The sequence below is a fragment of the Streptomyces flavofungini genome (assembly GCF_014650815.1).
In the GTDB taxonomy this organism is placed as follows: domain Bacteria; phylum Actinomycetota; class Actinomycetes; order Streptomycetales; family Streptomycetaceae; genus Streptomyces; species Streptomyces flavofungini.
Window position 1 is genome coordinate 106,466 of record NZ_BMVR01000007.1, and the last position, 24,485, is coordinate 130,950.

A 24,485-nucleotide genomic window follows, 5' to 3' on the forward strand; every position below is an offset into this window, starting at 1 on the left:
GTACACGTGAGCGGTAGGGAGGCCCGAACGCTAGGCCTGGAGAGAAAAGCAAGTCAAGAGCTTCGTTCGGCAAAGACTCGGGAAAGTGGAGGTTTGCGGGGTGAGGAGAGGGGGCGTTGCCTGAATTGCCGCGATTGCCGGTGTGCTTGATTCGCCTTGCTTTGAGGGGCTGGTCAACTTGGTTCGACAAGACCTAGTGTTCGGTCCGAAGTCGAAGCAACTCATCGAACCTACGGGGGCGGTATGGCCGGCACAGCACACGACGAACCCGGATCGGCGCAGCACATCGTGCGGCTGGTCTCGTCGGGCGCGGCCTCCTCCAGAGCCGACCTGGTGCGGGAGCTCGGACTCGCGCCGTCCACCGTGTCGCTGCGCGTCCAGGAACTCGTCGCCGCCGGTGTCCTCACCGAGTCCGGCGAGGGCGCCTCGCGCGGCGGACGCCGTCCCCGGCTCCTGCGGGTGCGCGCCCAGGGCGGCATCGCCCTCGCCGCCGACCTCGGCAGCCACCACGCCCGGCTCGGCGCGGTCGACCTCGACGGCAGCGTCCGCGACACCGCCGACCTGCCGCACGACATCACCGCCGGACCCGAGTCGGCCGTGGACTGGCTGTGCGAACGCGTCACCGAACTCGTCGCCCGGGAGCGCGCGGCGGGCCGCACCGTACGCGCCCTCGGCGTCGCCTTCCCCGGCCCCGTACGCCCCGGCGAGGGCCGCGTCCTCAGCCCGTCCCGCATGCCCGGCTGGCACCGCTACCCGCTGCGCGAAGTCCTCGCCGACCGCCTCGGCCTGCCCGTCACCGTCGAGAACGACGCCACGATGATGGCCGTCGGTGAGCACGCCGTGGCCCGCCCCGAGCTGGACCACATGGTCGTCGTGAAGGCGGGCCGTGGCATCGGCAGCGGCGTCATCGCCTCGGGCCGCCCGCACGACGGCGCGAACGGCGCGGCCGGGGACATCAGCCACGTGCGCGTCGAGGAGGCGGGCGACCGGCCGTGCAGCTGCGGCAACATCGGCTGCCTGGAGACCGTCGCGAGCGGCGCCGCACTGATCCGTGAGCTCGCCCGCCAGGGCGTGGAGGTGGCGACCACGGGCGAGCTGCTCCGGCTCGTCGCGGACGGCGACCCGCTCGCCACCACCCTGGTGCGCACCGCGGGCCGCCACATCGGCGCCGTGCTGTCCGTCGTCGTGAACTTCTTCAACCCCCAGGCCGTGGCGCTCGGCGGCGTCCTCGCCACCGCCGAGCCGCTGGTCGCCGCCGTCCGGGGCGTGCTGTACGAACGCTGCCTGCCCGTGGTCACCGCCGACCTGGAGATCACCACCACGGTGACGGGGCCGGACGCGGGTCTGCTCGGCGCGGGCCTCACCACGCTGCGCCGCCACCTGCGGACGGGGCCCGTCACCCAGGACCCCACCACGGGCCGTGAGCCCGCCGCCCCCACCGGCAGGGAGCCGTCCGCCCCCACCAGCCGCGAACCGTCCACCCCCCAGTAGCCCTCCACTCAGGACCCCACCGCCGAAGCCCCCGCCGCCCCCACCGACCAGGAAGAGAGCGCACCCGCATGACCACCACCCCGGCCGCCCCCGCGACCGCCCGTGCCGTCACCCACCGCCGACTGCGCATCGGCATCGGCGGCATCGGCATCGAGTCCTCCACGTTCTGCCCGCACCGCTCCACCGCCGACGACTTCCGCCAGACCCGCGGCCGGGAACTCCTCGACCGCTACACCTGGACGCAGCCGGACTCCGACCTCGCGGACCTCGTCGAGTGGGTGCCGCTGCTGCACGCGACGGCGCTGCCCGGCGGCCCGGTGGAGGCCCCGTCGTATCTGACCCTCAAGGACGAACTGGTCACCCGGATCCGGCAGGCGGGTCCCTTCGACGGGCTCGTGTACGACATCCACGGTGCCATGAGCGTCGTCGGCCTCACCGACGCCGAGGCCGACCTGACCGAGGCCGTCCGCGCGGCCCTGGACTCCGTGGGCACCCCCGACGGCACCGGCCGCCCCATGATCTCCACCGCCATGGACCTGCACGGCAACGTCTCGCACCGCTTCGCCGCACCCGTCGACCTGCTCACCGCGCACCGCCTCGCCCCGCACGAGGACGCCTGGGAGACCCGTGAGCGCGCCGCCCGCAACCTGGTGCGCTGCCTGCGCGAGGGCAAGCGCCCGCACCGCGCCTGGGTGCAGGTGCCCGTGCTGCTGCCGGGCGAGAAGACCAGCACCCGCCTGGAGCCCGCCGCGTCCCTGTACGCCTCGCTCGCCGACATCGAGAAGCTGCCCGGCATCCTCGACGCCGCGATGTGGGTCGGCTACGCCTGGGCGGACGAGCCGCGCTGTCAGGCCGCGATCGTCGTCACCGGCGACGACGCCGAACGCGCCGCCGCCGAGGCCGAACAGCTCGCCCGGCGCTACTGGGAGGCCCGGCGCGACTTCGTCTTCGTCGGCCCGACCGGCAGCGCCGAGGAGTGCGTCGAGCAGGCCGTGGCCTCCACGAAGCGCCCCTTCCTCATCAGCGACTCCGGCGACAACCCGACGGCGGGCGGCGCGGGCGACCTCGCGTACATGCTCGGCAAGCTCCTGGACAACGACGCGATCCGCTCCGGCGAGGTCACCGCCGTACACCCGGGCATCACCGACCCGGCCGCCGTCGCCCGCTGCTTCGAGGCGGGCGTGGGCGCCGAGGTCGACCTGTCCGTCGGCGGCAAGGTCGACGCGAACCACGGCGGGCCGTACGACCTCACCGGCACCGTCGTGGCGCTGCAGCGCGCCACCGACCAGAAGGACCGGGCCGAGGGCGGCGCGTACGACCGGGGCGTGGACATGGCGGCGGTACGGGTGGGCGGGCTCACCCTGATCCTGGTCGAGCGGCGCAAGCCCTTCCACACGCTCGCCGACTTCACGGGCCCGGCCGAGGGCGGCCTCGGCATCGACCCGCGCACCTACGACCTGGTCGTGGTGAAGATCGGCTACCTGGAGCCGGAGCTGTACGACATGGCGGCCGACTGGCTGCTCGCGCTCACCCCGGGCGGCGTCGACCAGGACCTCAAGCGGCTCGGCCACCACCGCGTGGAGCGGCCCCTGTACCCCTTCGACGACTTGAGGGACGACGCGTACGAGGATGGCGCGGGCCCCCGCCTGACGGCGGCCCTGCTGCCGCCGCTCGCCCCGCACCGTGTCTGACGCCAGAGAGGAACCGCCCGCATGAAGCGTGCCGCCACCCTGTCCGCCCTCGTCTGCCTGCTCGCCGTCACCGCCGCCGCACCCGCGGCACCCGACGCGGGCCGCGCGCACCACCCCGCTCCCGGCAAGGGCACCCTCCTGGACTCCGTGCCGAAGAAGGGCGTCCTGCGCGTGTGCACGACCGGCGACTACCGCCCCTTCACGCACCGCGCCGCCGACGGGACGTACAGCGGCATCGACATCAAGATGGCCCACGACCTCGCCAAGTCCCTCGACGCCAAGCCGAAGTTCGTCGCCACCACGTGGAAGGAGATCGCCGACGACGTGGCGGACGGGCGCTGCGACATCGCCGCGGGCGGTGTCTCCATCACGCTGCCGCGCGCCCGCAAGGTGGCCTTCAGCGAACCGACCCGCGAGGACGGCAAGACGCCGATCGTGCGCTGCGCCGACAAGGAGCGGTTCGGCGACGGGGCGCTGGCCGACATCGACAAGCCCGGCACCGTGGTCGTCGTCAACCCCGGCGGCACCAACGAGCAGTTCGCCCGCGCGCACATCAAGCAGGCCTCGATCACCGTGCACCCGGACAACTCGACGATCTTCAAGGAGATCATCGACGGTCGCGCCGACGTGATGATGACCGACGCCAGCGAGACCCGCTACCAGGCGAAGATCCACCCCGAACTGTGCTCCCTGCACCCCGACAAGCCCTTCACCTTCGCCGAGAAGGCCTACGCCGTGCCGCGCGGGGACATCCAGTTCACGGAGTACGTCGACCAGTTCGTGCACCTCGCCACGCACGACGGGACGTACGCGGCGTACGAGTCGGAGTGGATGAAGTAATCCGGTGGAGGTGGGTGGCCGTGCCATGTACCGTGGCGCGGTCACCTGGCCGACCGGGCATCGTCCCTGGTCAGCCGCCGTCTCCCAGGGAAGAAGCAGGGCAGTGGAACACAGCGGATGGGCCGACGAACGGTACGGGGCGGTCGCGGACGTCTTCGCCCGGAACTTCGCCGAGTTCGACGAACTCGGCGCCGCCGTCACCGTGTTCGTGGACGGGCGCAAGGTCGTGGACCTGTGGGGCGGTGTCGCTGACGAAGGCACCGGCCGGGCCTGGCAGCAGGACACCGTCGTGCCCGTCTTCTCCTGCGCCAAGGGCATCGTCAGCGTCTGCGCGCACCTGCTCGCGCAGCAGGGGCGCCTCGACCTGGACGCCCCGGTGGCCACGTACTGGCCCGAGTTCGCCCGCGGCGGCAAGGAGACGATCACCCCGCGCATGGTCCTCGGCCACCGCGCCGGGCTCCCGGTCCTCGACGCCACGCCGACCTTCGCGGAGATCACCGAGTGGACCCCGGTGGTGCGCGCCATCGAGGACCAGGAACCCCTGTGGGCACCCGGCGAGACGTACGAGTACCACGCCCACGTCTTCGGCTTCCTCCTCGGCGAGGTCATCCGGCGCATCACCGGACTCACCCCGGGCGCCTGCTTCCGTGCGGCCGTCGCCGACGACCTGGGCCTGCGCACCTGGATCGGCCTGCCGGAGCGGGAACTCGGCTCCCTGGCGCGGCTCGTCGAGGCACCGGGCAGGCCGCCGATGCCCGGCCCCGAATCGATGCTCACCCGCATGGTCACGATGAACGGCGCCTTCGTCTTCCCCGGTGTCGACGTCCCGCACGGCTGGAACGACCCGGCGCTCCTCGGCGCGGAGATCCCCGGCGCGGGCGCGGTCTCCTCGGCGCGTGGCCTCGCCACGCTGTACGCCGCCGCCGCGACCGGAGTCGACGGATCCGAGCGGCTGCTGAGCCGTGACACCGTCACCGACGCGGTGCGCGAGCAGTCCGGCGGCACGTCGTGGCTCGGCTTCGACATGGGGGTCCGCTGGGGCTCGGGCTTCCTCCTCGACGCCCCGGCCTTCCGCCCCACCCTGGGGCCTCGGAGCTTCGCCAACGACGGCTCCGGCGGCCAGTTCGCCTTCGGCGACGACGAGTTCGGGGTGGGCTTCGCGTACGTGGCCAACAAGATGATCGGGCACGGCGACGCGCGCGCCAACCGCCTCGTCGCGGCCGTACGGGAGTGCCTGGGGGAGCGCTGAACCCCCCTCGGGCGGAGCGCCGCGCGGACCGGGGACGGTAAGCCCCGGCTTACCCGGACGCCCCTGCCCGCGACCGCCTTGGGGTAATCCCCGGGCCCGCCCCTGAGGCCGCGAGGGGGGCGGCGGTCCTACGGTGGCTGTGCCAGGAGCGGCAGGAGTCGGGGGACTTCCGCGACGGGGGGCTCCTGCTGAGCGGCTATCGGCCGGAGGTCCGGACATGCACCCTTCCCGCAGGCGCTGCGTACACAGCGGGACGAGCGGACAGCTCGCCACGACCAGCACCGACGACATCGACGCGCTCGTGGCGAGCCTGAAGGACCGGCCGCGCGTGGTCCTGCACTTCCACGGCGGGCTCGTCGACGACGAGTTGGGTTTCGCCACGGCCGAGCGGCTCACGCCGGTGTACGAGGAGGCGGGCGCCGAGCCCGTGTTCTTCGTGTGGAGCAGCGGCCTCCTGGAGATCCTGCAGGGCAATCTGCCGCGGATCCTCAGCGAGGGCGTCTTCCAGACCCTGCTGAGCCGCGTGACCCGCTACGCCGCCGGATTCGTCTTCCAGCGGTCCGGCCAGCGCGCCGCGGGTTCGCTCACCGCCCCGCCCGCCCGGGCCGTCGCCGCCGAACTCGCCCTGCTGCGCACCGGCCAGGAACCGTACGCCCGCCTGGCCCCGCCCGCGGCCGTGCCGCCGCTCGGCGAGGCCGACCGCGTCCTCATCACCGCCGAACTCTCGACGGACACCGAACTCGCCGACCGCAACCGGGAGATCGTGGGCTCGGTCCTGCGGTCGGCGCCCACGACGACCGCCGCGCGCGATATCGACGGGGGGCGCGCGGCGGTCGCCACACTCATGTCACCGGAAACGGTGGCCGAACTCGCCGCGGACAGCACCGACGGGGGCAACCGGCGCGCCCTGGTCACCTCCGCGCTCCTCGTGCGCAAGACGGTGCGCGTCATCGCCGCCGTCGTCGGCCGGTTCCGGCTGCGCACCGACCACGGCCTGTACCCGACCGTCGTCGAGGAGATCCTCCGCGAGTTCTACGTCGCCAACGTGGGCGCCGCCGTCTGGGACGCCATGAAGCGCCAGACGGCCGACACGTTCGCGGCGGCCGACGAGACCCGCGCGGGCCGCTACTTCCTGGACCGCTTCAGCCAGCTCCTCGCCACCGGCAGCCGCCCCAAGGTCACCGTCGTCGGCCACAGCGCGGGCGCCGTCTTCATCGGCAACCTGCTCACCGACCTCGCCCGCAGGCGCGCCGCCGCCGACGACCCGCTGCCCGCCGACTTCCGCGTCCAAGACGTCGTGCTCCTCGCCCCCGCCTGCACCGTCACCCAGCTCGCGCCGGTCGTCCGGCTGCGCAACGAACTCTTCGACCGGCTGCGGATGTTCACGATGACCGACCCGGCCGAACGCGCCGACCACCTGGTGCCGCTGCTCTACCCGAGGTCGCTGCTGTACTTCATCTCCGGCGTCCTGGAGCGCGGCCCCGCCCGGCAGTCGGCCGTCGCGCCGATCGCGGGCATGCAGCGCTGGTACACCGCCGACGGCGCCTTCGGCGGGCAGGACTCCGAGGACCTGCGGGCGTTCCTCGCGGCCGACCCGCGGCGCACCGTGTGGTCACCTGTCGACGGGGACGGGGTCCCGGGACTGCGCTCGGGCGCCCGCACGCACGGCGCCTTCGACGACGACCCTGATGTCCTGGCCAGCCTGGCGCGGATGCTCGCCGACTGACGGGCGCGGGCGAGCGCGCACACGGGGGGAGTACGGCCGGATCCCCGCGATCCGGGCCCGTGCTCACGGGTTCACAAAGGGGGAAGCCCGATGAACGACCTGCACTACGCCGTGGTCGTCGGCATCAACCGCTATCCGGCGTTCAGCGACCTGAGCGGCGCGCGCGGCGACGCGGCACGGTTCCACGACTGGCTCGTGGACGCCACCGGAGGCAACGTACCCAGAGAGAACGTCGCGCTCGTCACCGCCACCGAACGCGACGAGCGCGAGGCCGACGTGATGAGCGCCGTCCCGACCCGCGAGAACGTCAACCGCGCCCTCTACCGGACCCACTGCGCGGTCCGCGCCGCCGTCGCGGCCGGCGGCGACTGGGCCGAGACCCGCCTGTACGTGTTCCTCGCCGGGCACGGCATCGCCCCGTTCGGCGGCGACGCCGCGCTGCTGATGGCCAACGCCGCCATCGACCTCCTCGGCAACCACATCGCCGTACGCCCCTACCTCTCGTGGTACGAATCGGCGTCGCCGTTCCACGAGATCGTCTTCTTCGCCGACTGCTGCCGCACCCGCTTCGGCGGCGTCACCGCGTTCGGACCGCCCTTCACCGACACCACCGAGGCCCCCGACAAGGTCGAGTGCTTCGTCGGCTACGGCTCGGCGCTCGGCGACCCCGCCTACGAACAGCGCGTACCCGAACCCGACCAGTCGCGCGGGCACTTCACCAGCGCCCTCCTGGAGGGGTTGCGCGGGGCGGGCGGCGGCACCGTCACCGCTGAGGGCGAGGTCACCTCGGACAGCCTCGCGCGCTACGTACGCCGCCACGTCCTCGACCGCACGGCCGGGGAACTCGTACCGCAGGAGGCCCGGTTCCTGCGCGAGACCAGCACACCGATCGTCTTTGCCCAGGGGCTCGGCGGCGTCGGTTCGTACCCCGTGACCCTGCGCTTCCCGCCGGGTTTCAAGGGCGGCGTCGAGCTGCGCGGCCGGGGCTTCGACGAGCCGCGCAGGCTGGACGTCGACGGAGCGGACCACGTCGCGTCGCTGGTGCCCGGGCTCTACAAAGTCGTCGCGGACAGCCTGACCGCGCCGGAGTTCACGGACGGCGGATTCTTCGAGGTAGTGACCGGAGGTGGCAGCGTTGTCCAGTTCTGAGCAGCCGCGTTCCGCGGCGGCCGAGCGGCGCCCGGAGGTGCCGTTCGTCGTCATCCCCGACACCCCCTCGGTCCTCGTCTCCGTGACCGACGAGGCGATGAAAGAGGTCGCCCACGGCATGGGCACCATCGAGACGACGGTCACCCCCGGCATCTACCGCATCGAACAGCGCTTCGCGGGCGCCGTGGCCAGCCAGCTCGTCGAGGTCGGCACGGCCGCCTTCACCGCGCGCCTGCCGCTGCCGCGCATCCCCGCACCGGCCCCCGTGGAACGCACCGCCACCACCCAGGCCGCCCACCGCGAGGCCACCCTGCGCTGGAGCCGGGAATCGACCCACCGGCGGGGCCGGCCCAGCCTGATGGTGCTGCTGCGCAATCTGCGCCGCGGCTGGCGCTTCGACCCGTACGCCCTCCAGATCACCGCGGGCGGCGGCGCGGCCGTGGACGGCGGCGAGCCGGGCTGGCGGGCCGACCCGCAGCAGGGCTGGGCCGCCTGGAGCGGCCGGCTCGCGCCCGGGGGCTACCGGCTGCGGTTGCGCGAGCCGACCGGCGAAGGGCTGCCGCTGGCCCAGGCGCTGTGGGTGTCGGAGGGCTGGACCACCCTCGTCTTCGTCGGCAACGGGCCGTACGGGCCGCAGCCGCAGGACGCCACGGTGGAGATGGCCCCCCTCGGCACCGGCTGGCGCCCCGCCGACGAGGCCCTGAACCTCGCCCGCGAGGCCGCGCTGTCCGGCCTGCGCCAGGGCATCGATCTGACCTCGGACCGGCAACTCTTCCCCATGCTCGACTCGGGGCGACCCGATTCCGGGCGACTCGATTCCGGGCGGCTCGACCCGTTCCTCGGCATCGTCGGCGCTCACGCCATGCTCCTCGACCGCGCCCCCGACCTGCGCCGCCTGGACGAAGTCGTCCAGAGCCTGGCCCCGCACATCCCCGGACACCCCGACCTCGCCGCCCTCCGCACCCTCTTGGACGGCACACCCCCACAGGTCACCTCCCCACCGATGCTCGCCGCCTCCTGCCAGCTCCTCATCCGCGCCGACGGCGCCGACCCCGGAGTCATCAAGGACGGCTCGATGGCCGAGAGCGTCGCCGAGCACCTCGTCGGCCGCGGCGTCTGGACGACGTGGCTGGAGGAGGAACGACGACCCGCGTCGGGGTCACGGAGCGTTCTTGCGGGCGGCCCCACAGGCCCCCGCCCCTCGGTCGCCGATCCGGTCGGCCGGGTCCAGGCCTACGTCCGAGAGATCGCACACCTTGCCGACAAGCCCGTTGAGGAGGTCCTCCGGGACGTGCCGCGGGAAGAGCTGTGCCGGAGGACGGGGTTGCCGCACCGGCCGGTTGACCGGGCGATTGAGGGGCTGCGGGGGGTGGAGGAGGGCTGAGGGGTGCGGCGTCGGGTCCGCGCCCGAGGCCGCTCGGGTCGGGCAGTTGATGCCCGGCGCCGGCCTGCGAGGCGGGGGAGGAGCGGAGGGGCCGGGTGGATCGGGGGAGCTTGGCCCTTCCGGCGTGTCGGAGAGGTAGCGCCTAGGGCACATGGACAGGGACAAGCCCGGGGCGCGTGGCCTGGGGTGGAGTCTCGGGGCAAGCCCCGACGGCGGGTGGCGACGCGGTCCCGAGGGCGCTGGGACAAGGGGAGCTCCCTGGACGGGCAGGGCAGGCCAGCGCGTCGCGGCTCAGCGTGAGCGTGTGTGTGGGGCTGACGTGGTGCGTCGGCCCCGAAGCCGGTGCCGGGCTGTCGCCAGGGTGCCCGCGCCTGAAGGCGCCGTCCGGCCCGTCGGCACAACGGGTGGGCCGAAGCTGGCTCCGCCACCGTGTGTGGGCCTGGGGCCGTCGTCTGACCTGTCGCTGCGGCTCACGGGCGCGCCCCGGCGTTGCCGCGATGTGTGCTGGGCTGTCGTCCGGCCCGTTGCTACGGGGTGCGGGTCGAGGCCGTCGCCCGCGCCTCGCCACGGTGTGCGGGCTGAAGCCTCCGTGCGGCCCCGTTGCCACGGTGTGCGGGCGCGAAGCTGCCCCCTGGCTCCGCCACCGTGTGTGGGTCTGGGGCCGTCGTTCGGCCTGTCGCCATGGCTTACGGGCGCGCGGTTGCGCCCCGGCGTCGCCACGATGTGTGCTGGGGCCGTGGTCCGGCCCGTTGGCACGGCGCGTGGCTGCCGCGCGGCCCTGCTACGGCGTGTGGGTCGAAGCTGTCGCTCGCGCCTCGCCACGGTGTGCGGGCTGAAGCCTCCGTGCGGCCCCGTTGCCACGGTGTGTGGGCGCGAAGCTGCCCCCTGGCCTCGCCATCGTGTGTGGGTCTGAGCCGTCGTTCGGCCTGTGGCCGCGGTTTACGGGCGCGCGGTCGTGCTGCGGCGTCGCCGGGATGTGTGGTGGGGTCGTGGTCCGGCCCGTTGGCATGGCGCGCGGGGTGCGAGGCTGCCGCGCGGCCCCGCTACGGCGTGCGGCCGCAGCTGTCGCCGGGGCGTCGCCACGGTGTGCGGACTGAAAGCCATGTCCTGCCCGTTGCCACGGTGTGCGGGCGCGAAGCTGCCCCCTGGCCTCGCCATCGTGTGTGGGTCTGAGCCGTCGTTCGGCCTGTGGCCGCGGTTTACGGGCGCGCGGTCGTGCTGCGGCGTCGCCGGGATGTGTGGTGGGGTCGTGGTGCGGCCGGTCGCCACGGCCCGTGGGCCCGAAGCTGCCGTTCGGTTCCGCCACGGCGTGTGGGCCCGAAGGCCGCCTTCGAGCTGATGGGTGGGCGGGTGGGAGGACCCGCCGCGCAGCGGCGGGGGCAAGGCGCCACCCGCGAAACCACGGGCACCCGTCCAGCCCTCACCGAACCTTGGGCACCCCGTCCAGGGCGTGAGCGACCACCCAGGTGGTGGCCGTGACGGCCGGCGCGTCGCTCAACCAGGGGAGATCCCCCTTCTCCCCGCATCCTGGACGGGGCACGTCCCATCGTGACGGGCGGGCGTCACCGCGGCGTCACGTCATCCGTGGGTGCCCTGTCCGCCGCCCCGGACCGCACCGCCGCGTCACCAGGGCGTACCGCACACCGGTCCCACCAGGGCGTACCGCAACACCGCCCCCACGAAGGCGTACCGCCAGCCACCTCACACCAACGCATGCCGCAGCATCGAGGAGAACTGCCCCGACGGCTCCACGCCGAGCTCCCGCAGCAGCAGCTCGCGGAACGTCTCGTACTGCCGCACCGCCTCCGTGAGGTTGTGTTCCGCGAGGTGCACGGACACGACCGCGCGGTGGGCGCTCTCGCGGAGCGGGTCGACGCGGGTGCTCTCAAGGGCGGCTTCGAGGGCGGGCGCGTACAGGTGCCGGGCGACGAGCCGCGCCGACAGGGCCTCCAGGGCGTGCAGCCGCAGCTGGTGCAGGCGTTCCCGTTCGAAGGAGACCCAGTCCTGCTGCCAGCCGGGCAGCAACTCGCGCCCGCAGAGCAGTACTTGGTAAGCCGTCCGCAGGCGCTCCCGCGCCGCAGCGAGGGCGTCCCCGGACAGCGCGTGGTGGGCGGCCGCCGTCAGGTCCTGGATGTCCACACGCACCCGGTGGCTGAGCGAGAGCACGCCGTCGCGGGCGTCCGTGAGGGCCGAACCCGCGCCGTTGAGCCGCCACACGGCGGTACGCAGCGAGGCGCGGGCCCGCGCCTCGGTGACGTCGGGCCAGAGCGTACCGGCGAGCGCCGAGCGGCTCGCCGCCCCGCACAGCGCGAGCCGCGCGAGCACCTGCTGGCCGCTCGCGGGCACTTCGAGGGGCTCGCTGCCCCGGCCGCCGAGCGAACCCGGGTCGTCCGGGCACGCCAGGGAGGAGTGGGCGAGGAAGTCCGGGCACGCGTGGGCGGCGCCACCCGGGCCTGCCGGGCCTCCCGTGCCGCCCGGGCGTCCCGAGCCTCCCGTGCCGACGGCGACCCGGCCACCCACCCCCGCCGCCCCGTCGAAGTCCCCGTCCCCGCAGCCGGATTCCCCACCGCAGCAGAACACCCCGCTCTCCCTCGTGAGGAGGAATCCGCCGAGCAGCCGCAGCCGCAGTGTCGGCCGCTCCTCCCCGGCCGCCCCGTAGCTGATGGACATCATCGGGCCACCTCCAGTGGGCTCCCGCGTTCGCCCTGCCCTACCGGCTCGACCGTACGAGCGGGCCGCCCGCACGCGCCTCCGGGACCGTGCCGGGGATTACCCCGGTGAGCGGGGTGCGCGGCGCCTGTCCGGGGTGCCGACGGCCGTCCGGGGCCGGGCCGGTGGGGCTTCGGCGCGCTGGCGGGCAGGTCTCCGACTAGGGTGTCGAGGACGCCGCTCGTCGAAGTGACCTATGCCCCCGCAGTGCCCGAAACCCAGCTGCGTGAACTCGGCTCGGTACTGCCGCATCTGGTTTCCCTGGCTGTGGAGTGCCCCGAGGAGCCGTACGACGGCGACTTGCAACCCGGGGATGTCGAGATCCGCTTCCGGCCGCTGGGCCCGCTGAACCGTAGCGGCCTGACGGTGGTGATCGAGATCAAGTCGAAGTGGTCCGCCAGCAGGGAAGCCAACCGTCAAGAGCGGGTGGACGCGCTCCACACGGACATCCGCGCCGCGACCGGGCTCGTCGACTTCGGCGTCCACCTGTCACTGCCGAGCGGCGCTTGGTCCCAGGGAGACTGACTGCTCATCCCCGCCAGCGTTGTCTCCCAGACCTTGCGGACGGGCGAAGACGGCGTCGCGGTTCATCCCTGGGCCGGTCAACGGCTCCACCTGCGGCAAGGCCTTGTCGCCCTACGACGGTCGAGAGGCTGGAGAACGAGCTCAGCCCGCCGACGGCGACGAGGACTGCGGCCCGAGCCGCCGCACGAGCCCGATCCGGGAGGAGATCCCGAGCTTCGCGTAGGTGTGTCCCAGGTGGTATTCGATGGTCTTGACGCTCAGGGCGAGTGCCGTGGCGATCTGACGGTTGGTGAGGCCCTGGGCGGCGAGCCGCGCCACGGCCAGCTCCTGCGGGGTGAGCGTTCCGTCCAGGGCGTCGGCGGCGTCCCGCTCCCGCTCGTCCGCCGGAAGGTCGGGCGCGGCGCGCCCGCAGGCGTTCAACTCCCGCAGGCACAGCGCCCGGTAGGGCCCCGCGCCGAGCGCCGTCATCGTGGTGTACGCGGCCTGCAACTGCGCGATCGCCAGGGACCGGCGTCCGATCCGGCGCAGGAACGAACCGTGGTCCAACTCCACCCGCGCCCGTCCGAACGGCACCGGGACCTGCGCCGCGTGGTCCTGGGCCCGCGCGAACGCCGCCTGCGCGCGCTTGGGGTCGCGGCGCGCGGCGGCCAGATTGCCCCGGGCCCGCGCGGCGGCGGCGAGCGACGCGTGCCGGCCGCGGGCCCGCGCCCGCTCCTCGAACGGGCCGAGCACCGCTTCCGCCTCGTCGAACTCGCCGAGCTGGACCAGCGCGTCGCCGAGCAGCGGCTGCCAGTCGACCACTCCCGGTTCGTTGACGCCGTCCTGCTCGGAGAACCGCAGCAGCGGGCGCAGCGCGTCCACCACCTCCTGCGGCTCGCCGCGCGCGTCCGCGAGGTACCCCCGCGCGCACACCGCGTACGCGTACGCGACGGGTGTCTCGGCGCCGCCCGGCACGTCGAGGGCCGACCGCAGATGCTCGGAGGCGCGCTCCCAGTGGCCGCGCGCGGCCAGGATCTGCGCGGACACGCCGTGCGTGACGGGCTTCAGCCACGACTGGTCGGTGTCGTCGGCGATCGATGCGGACGACTCGGCGTGGATCAGCGCCTCGTCCCAGGCTCCGAGCCGGTGCAGGGTCTGGGCGAGCGCGGACGCCGAGAGCAGCCGCAACGGCACGGTGGTGGTACGGCAGTTGGCGACGGCTCCGAGCAAGTCCTGCCGTGCCCCCGGCAGATCGTCCGACCACAGCTTCAGCTGCCCGCGGGCGAGCAGCAGATCGATGCTCTTGAGGGGCACGATCATCGGGTCGGGCAGATCGGCCGCGAGCGCGATGCCCTCCTTGGCGCGGCCACTGAGGCCCAGGGCGATGAGGTGGTTGAAGCGCAGCATGCGGCTCGGGCCCTGCGCGGTGGACAGGCGCTGCGCCCGCTCGGCCCACTGTGCGGCCACCGCGGCCCGCCCGCACATCACGGCCGCGTAGCTCAACTGCTCGGCGGCGCGCGCCGCGAGGGACGGGTCCCGCTCGCGGTCGCACTGCTCCCAGGCGTCCGCCAGCAGCGTCCAGGCCGCCTCCGTGCGCCCCTGTACGCGCGCCACATAGCCGCGTACGTAGCCGCGCAGCGCCGGATCGGCCCCCTCGGGCACACCGTTGGCCAGCTCGGCGGCCTCCTGGACGCGGCCGTCGAGCAGTAGCGCCTCGACGGCCTCGACGGCGAGCCGGTCCCGCTCGCGCGGGCTCGTCGCGACGCGCGAGGCGTGCCGCAAGTGCGTGCCCGCGACGGCCCATTGACCGGTGGCGGCCTCGCGGCGCGCACAGGTCGCGAGGGCGTCGGCGAGCTGTTCGTCGGGTCCGGTGGCGGCGAGGACGCGGTGGCGCAGCTTGGTGTACTCGTCGTCGACCAGCTCCGCGGCCCGGGTGTGCAGGGCGGCGCGCTGGGCGGGCCCGATGTCCTGGTAGACGGCCGCGTGCACCAGCGGGTGCGGGAAGGCGACCTCGGGCGCCACCCCGGCGGGGGTCTCGCGCAACAGGCCCGTCTTGACGGCCCGTTCGAGGGCGGGCAACGGCTGGGCGACCCGTGCGAGCCGGGCGGCGGTACGCAGTCGGCAGGAGAGTCCGAGCACGCTCACGGCCTGCACCAGGCGCTGGGTGGCCGGTCCGCAGTCGGCTAGGTTGGCGAGCACCAGCATGGCGTACGACCGCGGCGCGGGCAGCGGCGTCGCCACGTCGAGGAGTACGTCGGGCGGCACCTGGCCGAGCAGGGCGCGGGCGTGCAGCGGGTTGCCGTGCGTGTGGGAGTGCAGCCGCCGCGACGCCGAGTGCGGAAGGCGCGCGGAACCGAGGCGCAGGCTGAGCGCGGCCAGCTCGCCGGGGCTGAGGCCGTCGAGGGCGAGGCGGCGCGTGGGGGTGTCGATGAGCAGGCGGCGCAGCCCGTCGGGGAGTTCGGGCACCTGCGGGTCGCGCAGCGCGACGATGGCGAGGACCCGGTCGTGGCGCAGTCGGCGCAGGGCGAACGTGAGCGCGTTCAGGGACTCCGGGTCGGCCCAGTGCGCGTCGTCCACGACCAGGATCACCGGCCCCTTGCCCTGCACCTCGCTCAGCAGGTCCAGGAGCCCGAATCCGGCGGCGAGCGGCGGCAGGTTGGCGTGCAGCGACTGCGGTACACGGACGAGTCCCGCAAGCGTCTCGGGCACCGGCAGCGGGCTCTGCCCGACGAGCTGGGCGAGTACCCCGCACGGCAGCGCGCTCTCGTTCTCCTCACCGCTCGCGTGCAGCACACAGGTGCCGTGCACCGAGTCGAGGAAGCGGCGCACGAGCGCCGTCTTGCCGATGCCGCCGGGCCCTTCGAGCAGCACGAGCCGCGGCGAACCCGCGCACACGTCGGCGAAGTCCTGCTGGAGCGCGGCCAGTTCGTTCGTGCGTCCGCAGAACGCGTCGCCGGGTGGCGGGGCGTGGAAGAGGTCGTGCGCTGTGTCCTCGGTCGTCATCACCGCCCCCGCGCATCGGTACCGGCGGCGGGTGACCCGAGTGGGACGGTGACCCGTGCCGGGCGCATGGCCAAGACACCACGATGGTGGGCACACGCGTTCCGCACAAGGCGAATTCCGACTTCTGTCGACAAGGTCCGGCCAGGTGCGGCGACGGAGGGCGGCTCTGCGGGCTGTCCGCCGGGCTGTCGGACGCCGTCGCCGGCACGGCCCGCGTCGGCGAGACACCGCCGACGCGGGCGGCACCCTCCACGTCGCAGGAGCTTGTCGGCCGTCCGCTACGGAGTGGTCAGCCCGCCGCCCGGCGGTTCCTGCCGCGGCGCGGTCCGTCCGGCGTCCGGCGCCTCTTGATACGGCGACCCGTCCAGGCCCGCGCCCTCCGGCAGCGGCGGTTCGAGCAGCGCGAGGAGCTCGAGCCAGCCGTGAAAGGGCCGTGGACTCCCACAGCTCTCGGCGGCGACGCTCCCGCACACACCGTCGTGCTCGCGATACACCTCGATGACATAGCGCACAACGCCTCCCGGGGCCGGCCCAGGGCGTGAGCCGTGACGCATGGCGACACCGCCCAGAGTAGAAGCGGCCCGCGGAGTGCCGCGTCGGTGCGGCACCTAGGGAAATCCCTAGGGTGGCGTGGGAGGTGCCGCTGGGGTGTGCGGTGCGTCCGAGGTGCGCGACGCGGGGCGTTCCGGATGATGTTCGCAGTGGCGCCGGGTGCGTACCTGCGGGCGGCACGGACCGGTAAGCATCCGCGCACTGTGAGGCAACCCGTCGTGGAGGCCCCGAGCCTACGGTGCGGGACACAGGCACGGCCCCGGTCACAGGCCGGTGCGCACGCGTCTGTCGTCCAGGGACAGTCCCTCGGTCGTCTTTCCTCATCCCGCTGGAGGGGTCATGCCGATACCCGCTGTAAGGCGATGGGCGGTCGTCACCGCGGCCGTCGCCGCCGCGCTGGCAGTCGCCACGCCCGCGCAGGCGCGTGCGCAGATCTTCTACTTCGATGGGCAGAACAACGCGACCCGCCGCTGTCTGGACGACAGTTTCGCCTACGGGCTGCGGGCGTTCGACTGCAACAGGACGGACTTCCAGCAGTTCCGGTTCTCCGACGGCGTCTGGGGCGGCGACCGCTACTACCACGAGCTGCGGAACAAGGTCACCGGCCGGTGTGTCGACGACAGCTTCGCGTACGGACTGCGGGCGTTCGACTGCAACAAGATGAACTTCCAGCAGTGGTCGGTCACCAAGAGTTCCGGCGGGACGACCTTCAAGAACCGGGCCACCGGCCGGTGTGTCGACGACAGCTTCGCGTACGGACTGCGGGCGTTCGACTGCAACGGGATGAACTTCCAGAAGTGGTGGGGGGTCCACGCGAACTGACCGCGGCCCGCAGGTCTGAACAGCCGCCGGCAGCTCGTTGTCGGCGGTCAGCCTGCCCCGTGCTTCCTCGGCCGCCGGCCGGACCAGCGCTTCCTCGGCGGCGAGATGGACCGTGTCCGGCGAACGCGGTTCCCGCACGGGCAGGCCGACCCCCGGACACGGTCCCCGGGGCCACGGGCGGTGCCGGAGTGGGCGAGGGGCGGATGCCGCCGGTCATCGGATTCAGCACACCCTTGCCCGCCATCCCAGTGACCCCCGTGACCCTCCGCGCCGGCGGTATTGCTCAGCGCAGGGAGGTACGCGAGTGTTCCCGGCATGGATCACGACAGGAATCGCACCCCTCTCGCTCCTCCTCGTTCCTTCCAGTTGTCACGCCGTCAACTCCTTGCCGCCGCAGGCGCGGCCGGGGCAGCCGGTGCCGTCGGGGTGGCGGGTGCCGCGCCCGCCGCGGCGCGGGAAACCGCCGGTGTGTCCCTGTCGTTCAGACGGGCCACCAACGGCTCGTCGACCCTGTCACCCGCCGGGGACCGGCTGGTCGCCGAGGTGCAGCACGTCCTGTGGTCCCAGTCGCGCGGCGGCGGGAAGGCGGAGCCGCTCACGCCGCCGGGCCTGGAGCCCAACCGGCCGGTGTACGCGCCGGACGGCGAACTCATCGCGTTCTGCGCCTTCCAGGGCGGCGGCTTCCACATCTGGACCATGCGCCCGGACGGCTCGGAGGTCGTGCAGCGCACCGAAGGTCCGTGGGACGACCGAGGTCCCGCCTGGTCGCCCGACGGCACCCGGCTCGCCTTCGCCTCCGAGCGCGGCGGCGACCCGGTCAAGGGCAGCCCCTACCGCATCCACGTCCTCGATCTGCGCAGCGGCACACTGACCCGCGTCACCGGGGTGCCGGGGCAGGACGGTCCGCTGCAGGACGGCCCCTGGGAGGACTTCGACCCCGCGTGGGCGCCGGACGGGAAGCGGATCCTGTTCGTCCGGGCGAAGGGGGTGACGTCGGCCACCGGCCTCGCCCTGGAGGCACGGACCGTCGCCGCCGTCCCGGCCGACGGGGCGGGCCCGGTCGTCGTGATGCACACCGAGACCGAGAGCGCCCAGGTCATGACGCCCGCCCCGAGCCCGGACGGCCGCCGCCTCGCCTACTTGCGCACCACCCCGGCGCCCGCCGCGTCCTGCACGCTCGTCGTGGACGGCGAGCGCGTGGACGTCACGGGTGACATCGCGCCCGTACCGCCACGCTGGACGACCCACGGCGAGCTGCTCCTGACGGTCGACGGCCGCTTCACCCTCGTACGCCCCGATGAACCCGGGAAAGCGAAGGACATCGCGTTCGATGGCGTGCTGAGCGTGGACCGGCCGCGCTATCGGGTCAAGGAGTACGACCTCGGGCTCGCGGAGGGGCGTGCGCGGCCCGTGCGGGGTGTCCATCTGCCCGCGCTCTCGCCGGACGGCCGCCGCATCGCGTTCGCGGCCCTCAATTCGCTGTGGCTCGCGGACGCGAAGGGCGGCCGGGCGCCGAAGCGGCTGCATCGGGCGGAGCCCACGCGCTATCTCCTCGGGCCGACGTGGGCACGCGACGGACGGTCCCTGGTGTACGCCGACGACCGCGACGGGCTCCTCGGCGTCTACCGGCGCGACCTGGACACCGGCAAGGAGACCGCGCTGGCGACGGGCGGCCGGGTGCACCCGGCGCTCTCGCCCGACGGCAAGCGGCTGGCCTGCCTGGACCTGACCGGCAGGCTCGTCGTACGGGACCTGGACGCGGGCACCGAACGCGTCCTCGCCGACCCGCTCGGCGGCGGCGGGATCCCCGGGCGGCCGAGCTGGTCGCCGGACGGCCGCCTCCTCGCCCTGTGCGACCGCAACCGCCTCAACCTCCGCTTCCGCGAGGGCTACAACCTGATCCGCGTCGTCGACGCCACCACCGGCACGGACCGGCTGCACGCCGTCGCGCCCCACACCTCCCTCGCCGACCGGTACGACTCGGGGCCGGTGTGGTCGCCGGACGGGCGCTGGATGGCGGTGATCGTCGAGTCCGCGCTGTGCCTGCTCCCCGTGGCGCCCGACGGCAGTCCGCGCGGCGAGCTGCGCACCCTCACCACCGAACCGGCCGACCACCCCACCTGGTCGGGCGACTCGAAGACGCTCCTGTACCTGTCGGGCGCCAAGCTGCGCCTGATCGGCGTCGACGGCGGCCGCGCCCGCACCGTGCGCGTGCCGCTCGACCAGCGCAGGCCCGCGCCCGCCGACACCGTCGTGCACGCGGGACGGCTGTGGGACGGCACCGGCGAGACGGTCCGGGAGGACGTCGACGTCGTCGTACGCGGCGGACGCGTCACCGCCGTCGAACCGCACCGCGCCTCCCGCGCGGGCACGTTCCGCCGCGTCGACGCCTCCGCCCGCACCGTCCTGCCCGGCCTGTGGGACACCCACACCCATCCCTGGCAGAGCACCTACGGCGGCCGCCAGACCGTCGGCCAGCTCACGTACGGGATCACCACGGCCGTCTCCCTCGGCGGCTTCGCCCACGAACAGGCCCGCATCCGCGAGGCGGTCGCCACCGGGCAGCTCGCCGGGCCCCGCCTGCTGACCACCGGCGAACTCCTCGACGGCGGGCGCGTCGCGTACAGCATGGGCCGCGCGCACCGCACCCGCGCGGGCCTGCGGCGCTCCCTGGAACGGGCCGCGCAGCTCGACTGGGACTTCGTCAAGACCTATGTACGAGCGCCCAGTTGGGTCATGGAGGAAGCCGCCCGCTTCGCCCACGAGTGCCTCGGTGTGCGCTCGGGCAGCCACTTCCTGTCGCCCGGAATCCATTTGGGCCAGGACCTGACGACCCATCTGCAGGCCACCCAGCGCGCCGAGTTCGGGCACGCCACCACGGCGACGGGACGCTCCTACGACGACGTCACGGAGATCTACAGCGCACGGGGCGCCCGGTTCGCGATGATCGCGACGCCGTTCACCTCGGCACCGCTCCTGGGCGCCGACCCCGGCCTCGCCGACGACCCCCGGGTCACCGCCGTGATGGCGCCGTGGGACGCGGCGGCGGTCGTCAAGGGGGCGGGCACCGCGCCGACCCCCGCCCAACTGGCCACGCTGCGCAGGGAGACCGACATCTACCGGCGGATCCTCGACGCCGGTGGCCTCGTCGCCCTCGGCACCGACCAGCCCCTCGTGCCGATCGGCCTGTCCCTGCACCTGGGCCTGCGCGCCCTGCACCGCGGCGGGCTCTCCCCGGTCGAGGCGCTGCGCACCGTGACGGTGCTGCCCGCCCGGCTGTTCGGCGTCGCGGACGACCTCGGCACCGTCGAGGAGGGGAAGATCGCCGACCTGACGGTCGTGGACGGCGACCCGTTCACGGACTTCGCGTCACTGGTGCGGACCGTGTCGGTGCTGCGCGGCGGCATTCCGTACGAGACCGACGACCTGGTCGCCGCCTACCCGAAGGCGACCCGGCACGCCCACGAGGGCCCGGACTGGTTCACGGTGGGACGGCTGATGCGGCGGGACGGCTGCTGCGACCCCGGGGCGTGAGGCGGGTCGTCGGCCGGGGCGCGCGTCGGGCCCGTGGGCCGGTGCCGTGAGCCGGGATCGCGCATGAAGCCCGGTGCGGGTTGAGGGCCACCCCGCACCGGGCCGCAGCTCAGACGGACCGCAGATACTGCTCCGGCACCCGCACGTCCGCGCCCAGCTCACGCGCCGCCTGCCGCGCCCACGACGGGCTGCGCAGCAGCTCGCGGCCGAGCAGGACGGCGTCCGCCTCGCCGTTGGCGACGATCTTCTCGGCCTGCTCGACCTCGGTGATCATGCCGACCGCGGCGACCGGCAGCCCCGTCTCCTGGCGCACCCGCGCCGCGAACGGGACCTGGTAGCCGGGCCCGACCGGGATCTTCACGCCCGCGGCATTGCCGCCGGTGGACACGTCGAGCAGGTCGACACCGTGCTCCTTGAGGAGCGCGGCGAAGCGTACGGTGTCGTCCGGCGTCCAGCCGCCCTCCGCCAGCCAGTCGGTGGCGGAGATGCGGAAGAACAACGGCTTGTCCTCGGGCCAGACCGCCCGGATCGCGTCCACGACCTCCAGGGCGAAGCGGACGCGGTTCTCGAACGAGCCGCCGTAGGCGTCGGTGCGTCGGTTGGAGTGCGGCGAGAGGAACTCGCCGACCAGATAGCCGTGCGCGCCGTGCACCTCGGCGACCTCGAACCCGGCGGCCAGGGCGCGCCGCGCGGCGTCCGCGAACTGCCGCGCCACGTCGTGGATCTGATCGACGGTCAGCTCCGTCGGTACGCTGTGCCGCTCGTCGTACGCCACCGGGCTCGGCCCCACCGGCTGCCAGCCCTCGGCCGCGTCGGGCGCGAGTGGGGCGCCGCCCAGCCACGGCCGGTCGGTGGACGCCTTGCGGCCCGCGTGCGCGAGCTGGATGCCCGGGACGGTGCCGTGCTGCTTCAGGAAGCCGGTGATGCGGCGGAACGCCTCGACCTGCGTGTCGTTCCAGATGCCGAGGTCGGCCGGGGAGATGCGACCGTCGGGGCTCACGCCGGTCGCCTCGACCAGGATGAGGCCGGTGCCGCCGGTGGCGCGCGCCGCGTAGTGCGCGAAGTGCCAGTCGGTCGGCGCGCCCGCCTCCGGGCCCGACGCCGCCGCCGAGTATTGGCACATCGGCGCCATCCACACTCGGTTCGGGATGGTCAGCGATCGCAGGGTGTAGGGCTCGAACAGCGCGCTCACGGCGGCCTCCAGTAGTGACGGCGGCGGTACGGGGGCGCCTGCGGCCGGGGCCGCCGGGGGTGCGCCTCCCTCTCGTACGATAGTCATCGTAGTACGGCATCTGTCAAACTACGATGAGTCTCGTACAACTCGTACACTGGAGGCGTCCGCACCGCACGGGGCGCCCCCGGCCGCCCAGGGAGAGTGGAGCCGCCATGACGACCGCCGCACCGAGCGCCCGCTCGCTCGCCCACCCGGCGCGCGCCGACATCCGCCTGGAAGGGGTGCTGCACGCGCTGTCCGACCCGCTGCGCATGCTCATCGTGCGGGAGCTGGCCGGTGAGAAGGAGGGCCTGACGTGCTCCCACTTCGAGCTGCCGGTCACCAAGTCGACGTCCACGCACCACTTCCGGGTGCTGCGCGAGGCGGGCGTCATCCAGCAGAACTACCGGGGCACGGCCAAGCTGAACGCGCTGCGCCGGGACGACCTGGACGCGCTCTTCCCCGGACTCCTCGACCGCGTCCTCGACGCGGCGGCCCGACAGGCGGATCGCCTCGGGGGCTGACCCCTGGCGGCGTGCCTCGGGTGACGGCGCGCCCGAGCCGGGCGCCGGTGGGCGCGGCCGCTCAGCCCGCCGTGTCGGGCGGCCCGCCGCGCGCCGCCGAAAGGAGCCCCGGCCAGTCCGGGATCTTCACCGACCCGCGCCCGAGCGAACGCCCCAGGTCCGCTTCCGCCCGCTCGATCGCCAGCCACCCCGGCCACTCGACGGGCTCGGCCCCCGCGGCCCGCAGTGCCACCGACGGGTCCTCGGGCACCTCCCGCTGTACGAGCGCGGGGGCGTCGTCGAGCAGGGACAGCGCCGTCTCCTTGGCGCAGGGGCGGTTGGTGCCGATGACGCCTGTGGGGCCGCGTTTGATCCAGCCCGCCACGTACTCACCCGGTGCGACCGCGCCGTCGCGCAGCACCCGCCCCGCCGCGTGCGGCACCGTGCCCGTGCCCTCGTCGAACGGCAGCCCCGCCAGCGGCACCCCGCGATAGCCGACGGACCGCAGCACGAGCTGGCCCGCGATGTCCTCGTACGTCCCGGAGCCCGTCACCCCGCCCCGCCCGTCCGGCAGCGTCCGCTCGAACCGCACCCCGCCGACCCGGCCGCCCGCGTCGAGCACCGCCACCGGCCGCAGGAAGAACCGCAGCCGGATCCGCCGCGCGGGCGCCCGCTCGGGCCGCGCGGCCGCCCAGCCGCGCATCACCTCGACGTTGCGCCGGTTCGCGGCGGGCAGGCCCGACGGATCGGCGTACGCCGGGTCGAGCGCCAACTCGGCGGGATCCACGACGACTTCGGTGTCCGGCAGGGAACCGAGCTCCCGCAGCTCCTTGGTGGTGAACCGCGCCTGCGAGGGCCCGCGCCGCCCCACCATGTGCACCGTGCGCACCCCGCTGTCCGCGAGGACGCCCAGGGCCTCCTGCGGAATGTCGGTCGGCAGCAGCTCGGCGGCGCCGCGCGCCAGCATCCGCGCGACGTCCACCGCCACGTTCCCGATGCCGATGACCACGGCCGACTCCACTCCGCGCACGAAGCGGTCGGGCGGCCCCGCGCCGTTGACCGGCACGTCCGGGTGCGCGCTGTACCAGGACACGAACTCCGTCGCCGAACGGCTCCCGGGCAGGTCCTCGCCCGGCACGCCCAGGTGCCGGTCGGTGGCCGCGCCCACGCAGTACACCACCGCGTGGTACATGCCGAGCAGCCGCGCCGGGGACAGCCCCCGCGGCCCGATCTCGACGCCCCCGAAGAACCGCACCCGCTCGTGCTCCAGGACCGAACGCAGGTTGTTCTGCAGGGACTTGATCTTCTCGTGGTCCGGCGCCACGCCGTAGCGCACCAGGCCGTACGGGCACGGCAACCGGTCGAGCACATCGACCCGCACGTCCGGCACGCGGTCCTGCTGCACCAGGCTCTGTGCGGTGTAGACCCCGCTCGGACCCGATCCCACGACGGCGACCTGCACGGTGGCGCTCCTTCCGCGAGGGTGTCCCCGGGACGCCTTGCGGCCGGCTGCTGCCCGCCTGGCTTCAGCATCGCACCCCTGTGCGCCCAGGGGGAGGTGTGCCGCGACGCGCAGGGGCGGGCGTGACGGCGCCCGCGAGGCCGCGTGCCGCTGACAGGGTGCCGTGCCCGCCGCCCTCGCGCGTGCCGTTCGTGGCGGAATGTGACAGTACGGCTACCGTGTGACTGTGCAGAAAGGTTCATTTCACGACGAGGATGATCATTTTCGATCGGGCGGCGGGCGGACCTGGCGGGAGCCGAACGCGGCGGCCGCGGTGCCGGGGCAGGGGGGCCCTGAGTCGTACGGCGGGGTGGGGGAACTGCGACGGGTGGGGCCCGCCGGGCTGGCGGGGGCACCTGGGCTGGAGGGGCATGTGGTGCCAGGGGCGGCCGGGGCTGGTTGGACGGGGGAAGAGGACCTGGTCGAGGTGCCGTGGTGGGCGGATGCGGGGGCGGGCGGTCAGGAGGGATGGGGAGTGCCGTCGACGGGGAGTCCGGGTGGTCGGGCGGAGCCCGGGGTGGAGGTTCCCAGTTGGCCTGCGGGGTGGGCGAGGGGCGTCGACGAGGGGTGGTCCGGGTCGCGGGTGACGGCGGCGGAGGAGGCGGGGCCGGGGT

16 protein-coding genes are annotated in these 24,485 nt (G+C 74.0%); 11 read left to right on the forward strand and 5 right to left on the reverse strand.

What is annotated here, in order from left to right; all coding sequences use genetic code 11:
* The first annotated feature begins 243 nt into the window (after positions 1 to 243).
* From IE274_RS19730 to IE274_RS19760, 7 genes are all read left to right on the forward strand, one after another.
* Positions 244 to 1,491 carry an ROK family transcriptional regulator gene (locus IE274_RS19730; protein WP_190117154.1) on the forward strand — a complete coding sequence of 416 codons (1,248 nt, stop codon included), beginning with the start codon at positions 244 to 246 and terminating at the stop codon, positions 1,489 to 1,491.
* Positions 1,492 to 1,559: 68 nt separating this feature from the next.
* On the forward strand, positions 1,560 to 3,182 hold the full coding sequence (locus IE274_RS19735; RefSeq protein WP_190117155.1) for a M81 family metallopeptidase: 1,623 nt from the start codon (positions 1,560 to 1,562) through the stop codon (positions 3,180 to 3,182).
* 21 nt (positions 3,183 to 3,203) lie between these two features.
* Positions 3,204 to 4,022 carry a transporter substrate-binding domain-containing protein gene (locus IE274_RS19740; protein ID WP_190117156.1) on the forward strand — a complete coding sequence of 273 codons (819 nt, stop codon included), beginning with the start codon at positions 3,204 to 3,206 and terminating at the stop codon, positions 4,020 to 4,022.
* 103 nt (positions 4,023 to 4,125) lie between these two features.
* Positions 4,126 to 5,271, forward strand: a complete 1,146-nt coding sequence (locus IE274_RS19745; RefSeq protein WP_190117157.1) for a serine hydrolase domain-containing protein — start codon at positions 4,126 to 4,128, stop codon at positions 5,269 to 5,271.
* A gap of 217 nt (positions 5,272 to 5,488) precedes the next feature.
* Positions 5,489 to 6,997: a hypothetical protein gene (locus IE274_RS19750; RefSeq protein ID WP_190117158.1), complete on the forward strand. Its 1,509-nt coding sequence runs from the start codon at positions 5,489 to 5,491 to the stop codon at positions 6,995 to 6,997.
* A 90-nt stretch (positions 6,998 to 7,087) separates the two neighbouring features.
* Positions 7,088 to 8,146 carry a caspase family protein gene (locus tag IE274_RS19755; RefSeq protein WP_190117159.1) on the forward strand — a complete coding sequence of 353 codons (1,059 nt, stop codon included), beginning with the start codon at positions 7,088 to 7,090 and terminating at the stop codon, positions 8,144 to 8,146.
* Complete coding sequence (locus IE274_RS19760; RefSeq protein ID WP_190117160.1) at positions 8,133 to 9,530, forward strand: hypothetical protein; 1,398 nt, start codon at positions 8,133 to 8,135, stop codon at positions 9,528 to 9,530. The genes IE274_RS19755 and IE274_RS19760 overlap by 14 nt, the downstream gene beginning before the upstream one ends.
* Positions 9,531 to 11,231: 1,701 nt before the next feature.
* Here the strand turns inward: IE274_RS19760 and IE274_RS19765 are convergent.
* The gene (locus IE274_RS19765; protein ID WP_190117161.1) at positions 11,232 to 12,203 is read right to left on the reverse strand and encodes an AfsR/SARP family transcriptional regulator; all 972 of its coding nucleotides are present in this window, start codon (positions 12,201 to 12,203) and stop codon (positions 11,232 to 11,234) included.
* A gap of 243 nt (positions 12,204 to 12,446) precedes the next feature.
* Between IE274_RS19765 and IE274_RS19770 the strand changes: the two genes are divergently transcribed.
* A complete protein-coding gene (locus tag IE274_RS19770; RefSeq protein WP_229909663.1) occupies positions 12,447 to 12,764 on the forward strand; it encodes a hypothetical protein in 318 nt (105 codons plus the stop codon).
* A gap of 141 nt (positions 12,765 to 12,905) precedes the next feature.
* On the opposite strand, the gene IE274_RS19775 is transcribed toward IE274_RS19770, so the two are convergent.
* Positions 12,906 to 15,746: a helix-turn-helix transcriptional regulator gene (locus IE274_RS19775; RefSeq protein ID WP_190117163.1), complete on the reverse strand. Its 2,841-nt coding sequence runs from the start codon at positions 15,744 to 15,746 to the stop codon at positions 12,906 to 12,908.
* Positions 15,747 to 16,024: 278 nt separating this feature from the next.
* Complete coding sequence (locus tag IE274_RS19780) at positions 16,025 to 16,258, reverse strand: hypothetical protein (protein ID WP_190117164.1); 234 nt, start codon at positions 16,256 to 16,258, stop codon at positions 16,025 to 16,027.
* 379 nt (positions 16,259 to 16,637) lie between these two features.
* Between IE274_RS19780 and IE274_RS19785 the strand changes: the two genes are divergently transcribed.
* Both IE274_RS19785 and IE274_RS19790 read left to right on the forward strand, forming a co-directional pair.
* Positions 16,638 to 17,120 (forward strand): RICIN domain-containing protein, encoded by a 483-nt coding sequence (locus IE274_RS19785; protein WP_190117165.1) that lies wholly within the window; start codon positions 16,638 to 16,640, stop codon positions 17,118 to 17,120.
* 315 nt (positions 17,121 to 17,435) lie between these two features.
* Complete coding sequence (locus IE274_RS19790; RefSeq protein WP_190117166.1) at positions 17,436 to 20,654, forward strand: amidohydrolase family protein; 3,219 nt, start codon at positions 17,436 to 17,438, stop codon at positions 20,652 to 20,654.
* 109 nt (positions 20,655 to 20,763) lie between these two features.
* Here IE274_RS19790 and IE274_RS19795 read toward each other — a convergent pair whose 3' ends face one another.
* Positions 20,764 to 21,846, reverse strand: a complete 1,083-nt coding sequence (locus tag IE274_RS19795; protein ID WP_190117448.1) for an NADH:flavin oxidoreductase/NADH oxidase — start codon at positions 21,844 to 21,846, stop codon at positions 20,764 to 20,766.
* A gap of 194 nt (positions 21,847 to 22,040) precedes the next feature.
* Here IE274_RS19795 and IE274_RS19800 point away from each other — a divergent pair, with 194 nt between their 5' ends.
* Positions 22,041 to 22,391, forward strand: a complete 351-nt coding sequence (locus IE274_RS19800; RefSeq protein WP_190117167.1) for an ArsR/SmtB family transcription factor — start codon at positions 22,041 to 22,043, stop codon at positions 22,389 to 22,391.
* Between the two features lie 61 nt (positions 22,392 to 22,452).
* On the opposite strand, the gene IE274_RS19805 is transcribed toward IE274_RS19800, so the two are convergent.
* Positions 22,453 to 23,832 carry an FAD-dependent oxidoreductase gene (locus tag IE274_RS19805; RefSeq protein ID WP_190117168.1) on the reverse strand — a complete coding sequence of 460 codons (1,380 nt, stop codon included), beginning with the start codon at positions 23,830 to 23,832 and terminating at the stop codon, positions 22,453 to 22,455.
* Positions 23,833 to 24,485: the final 653 nt, after the last annotated feature.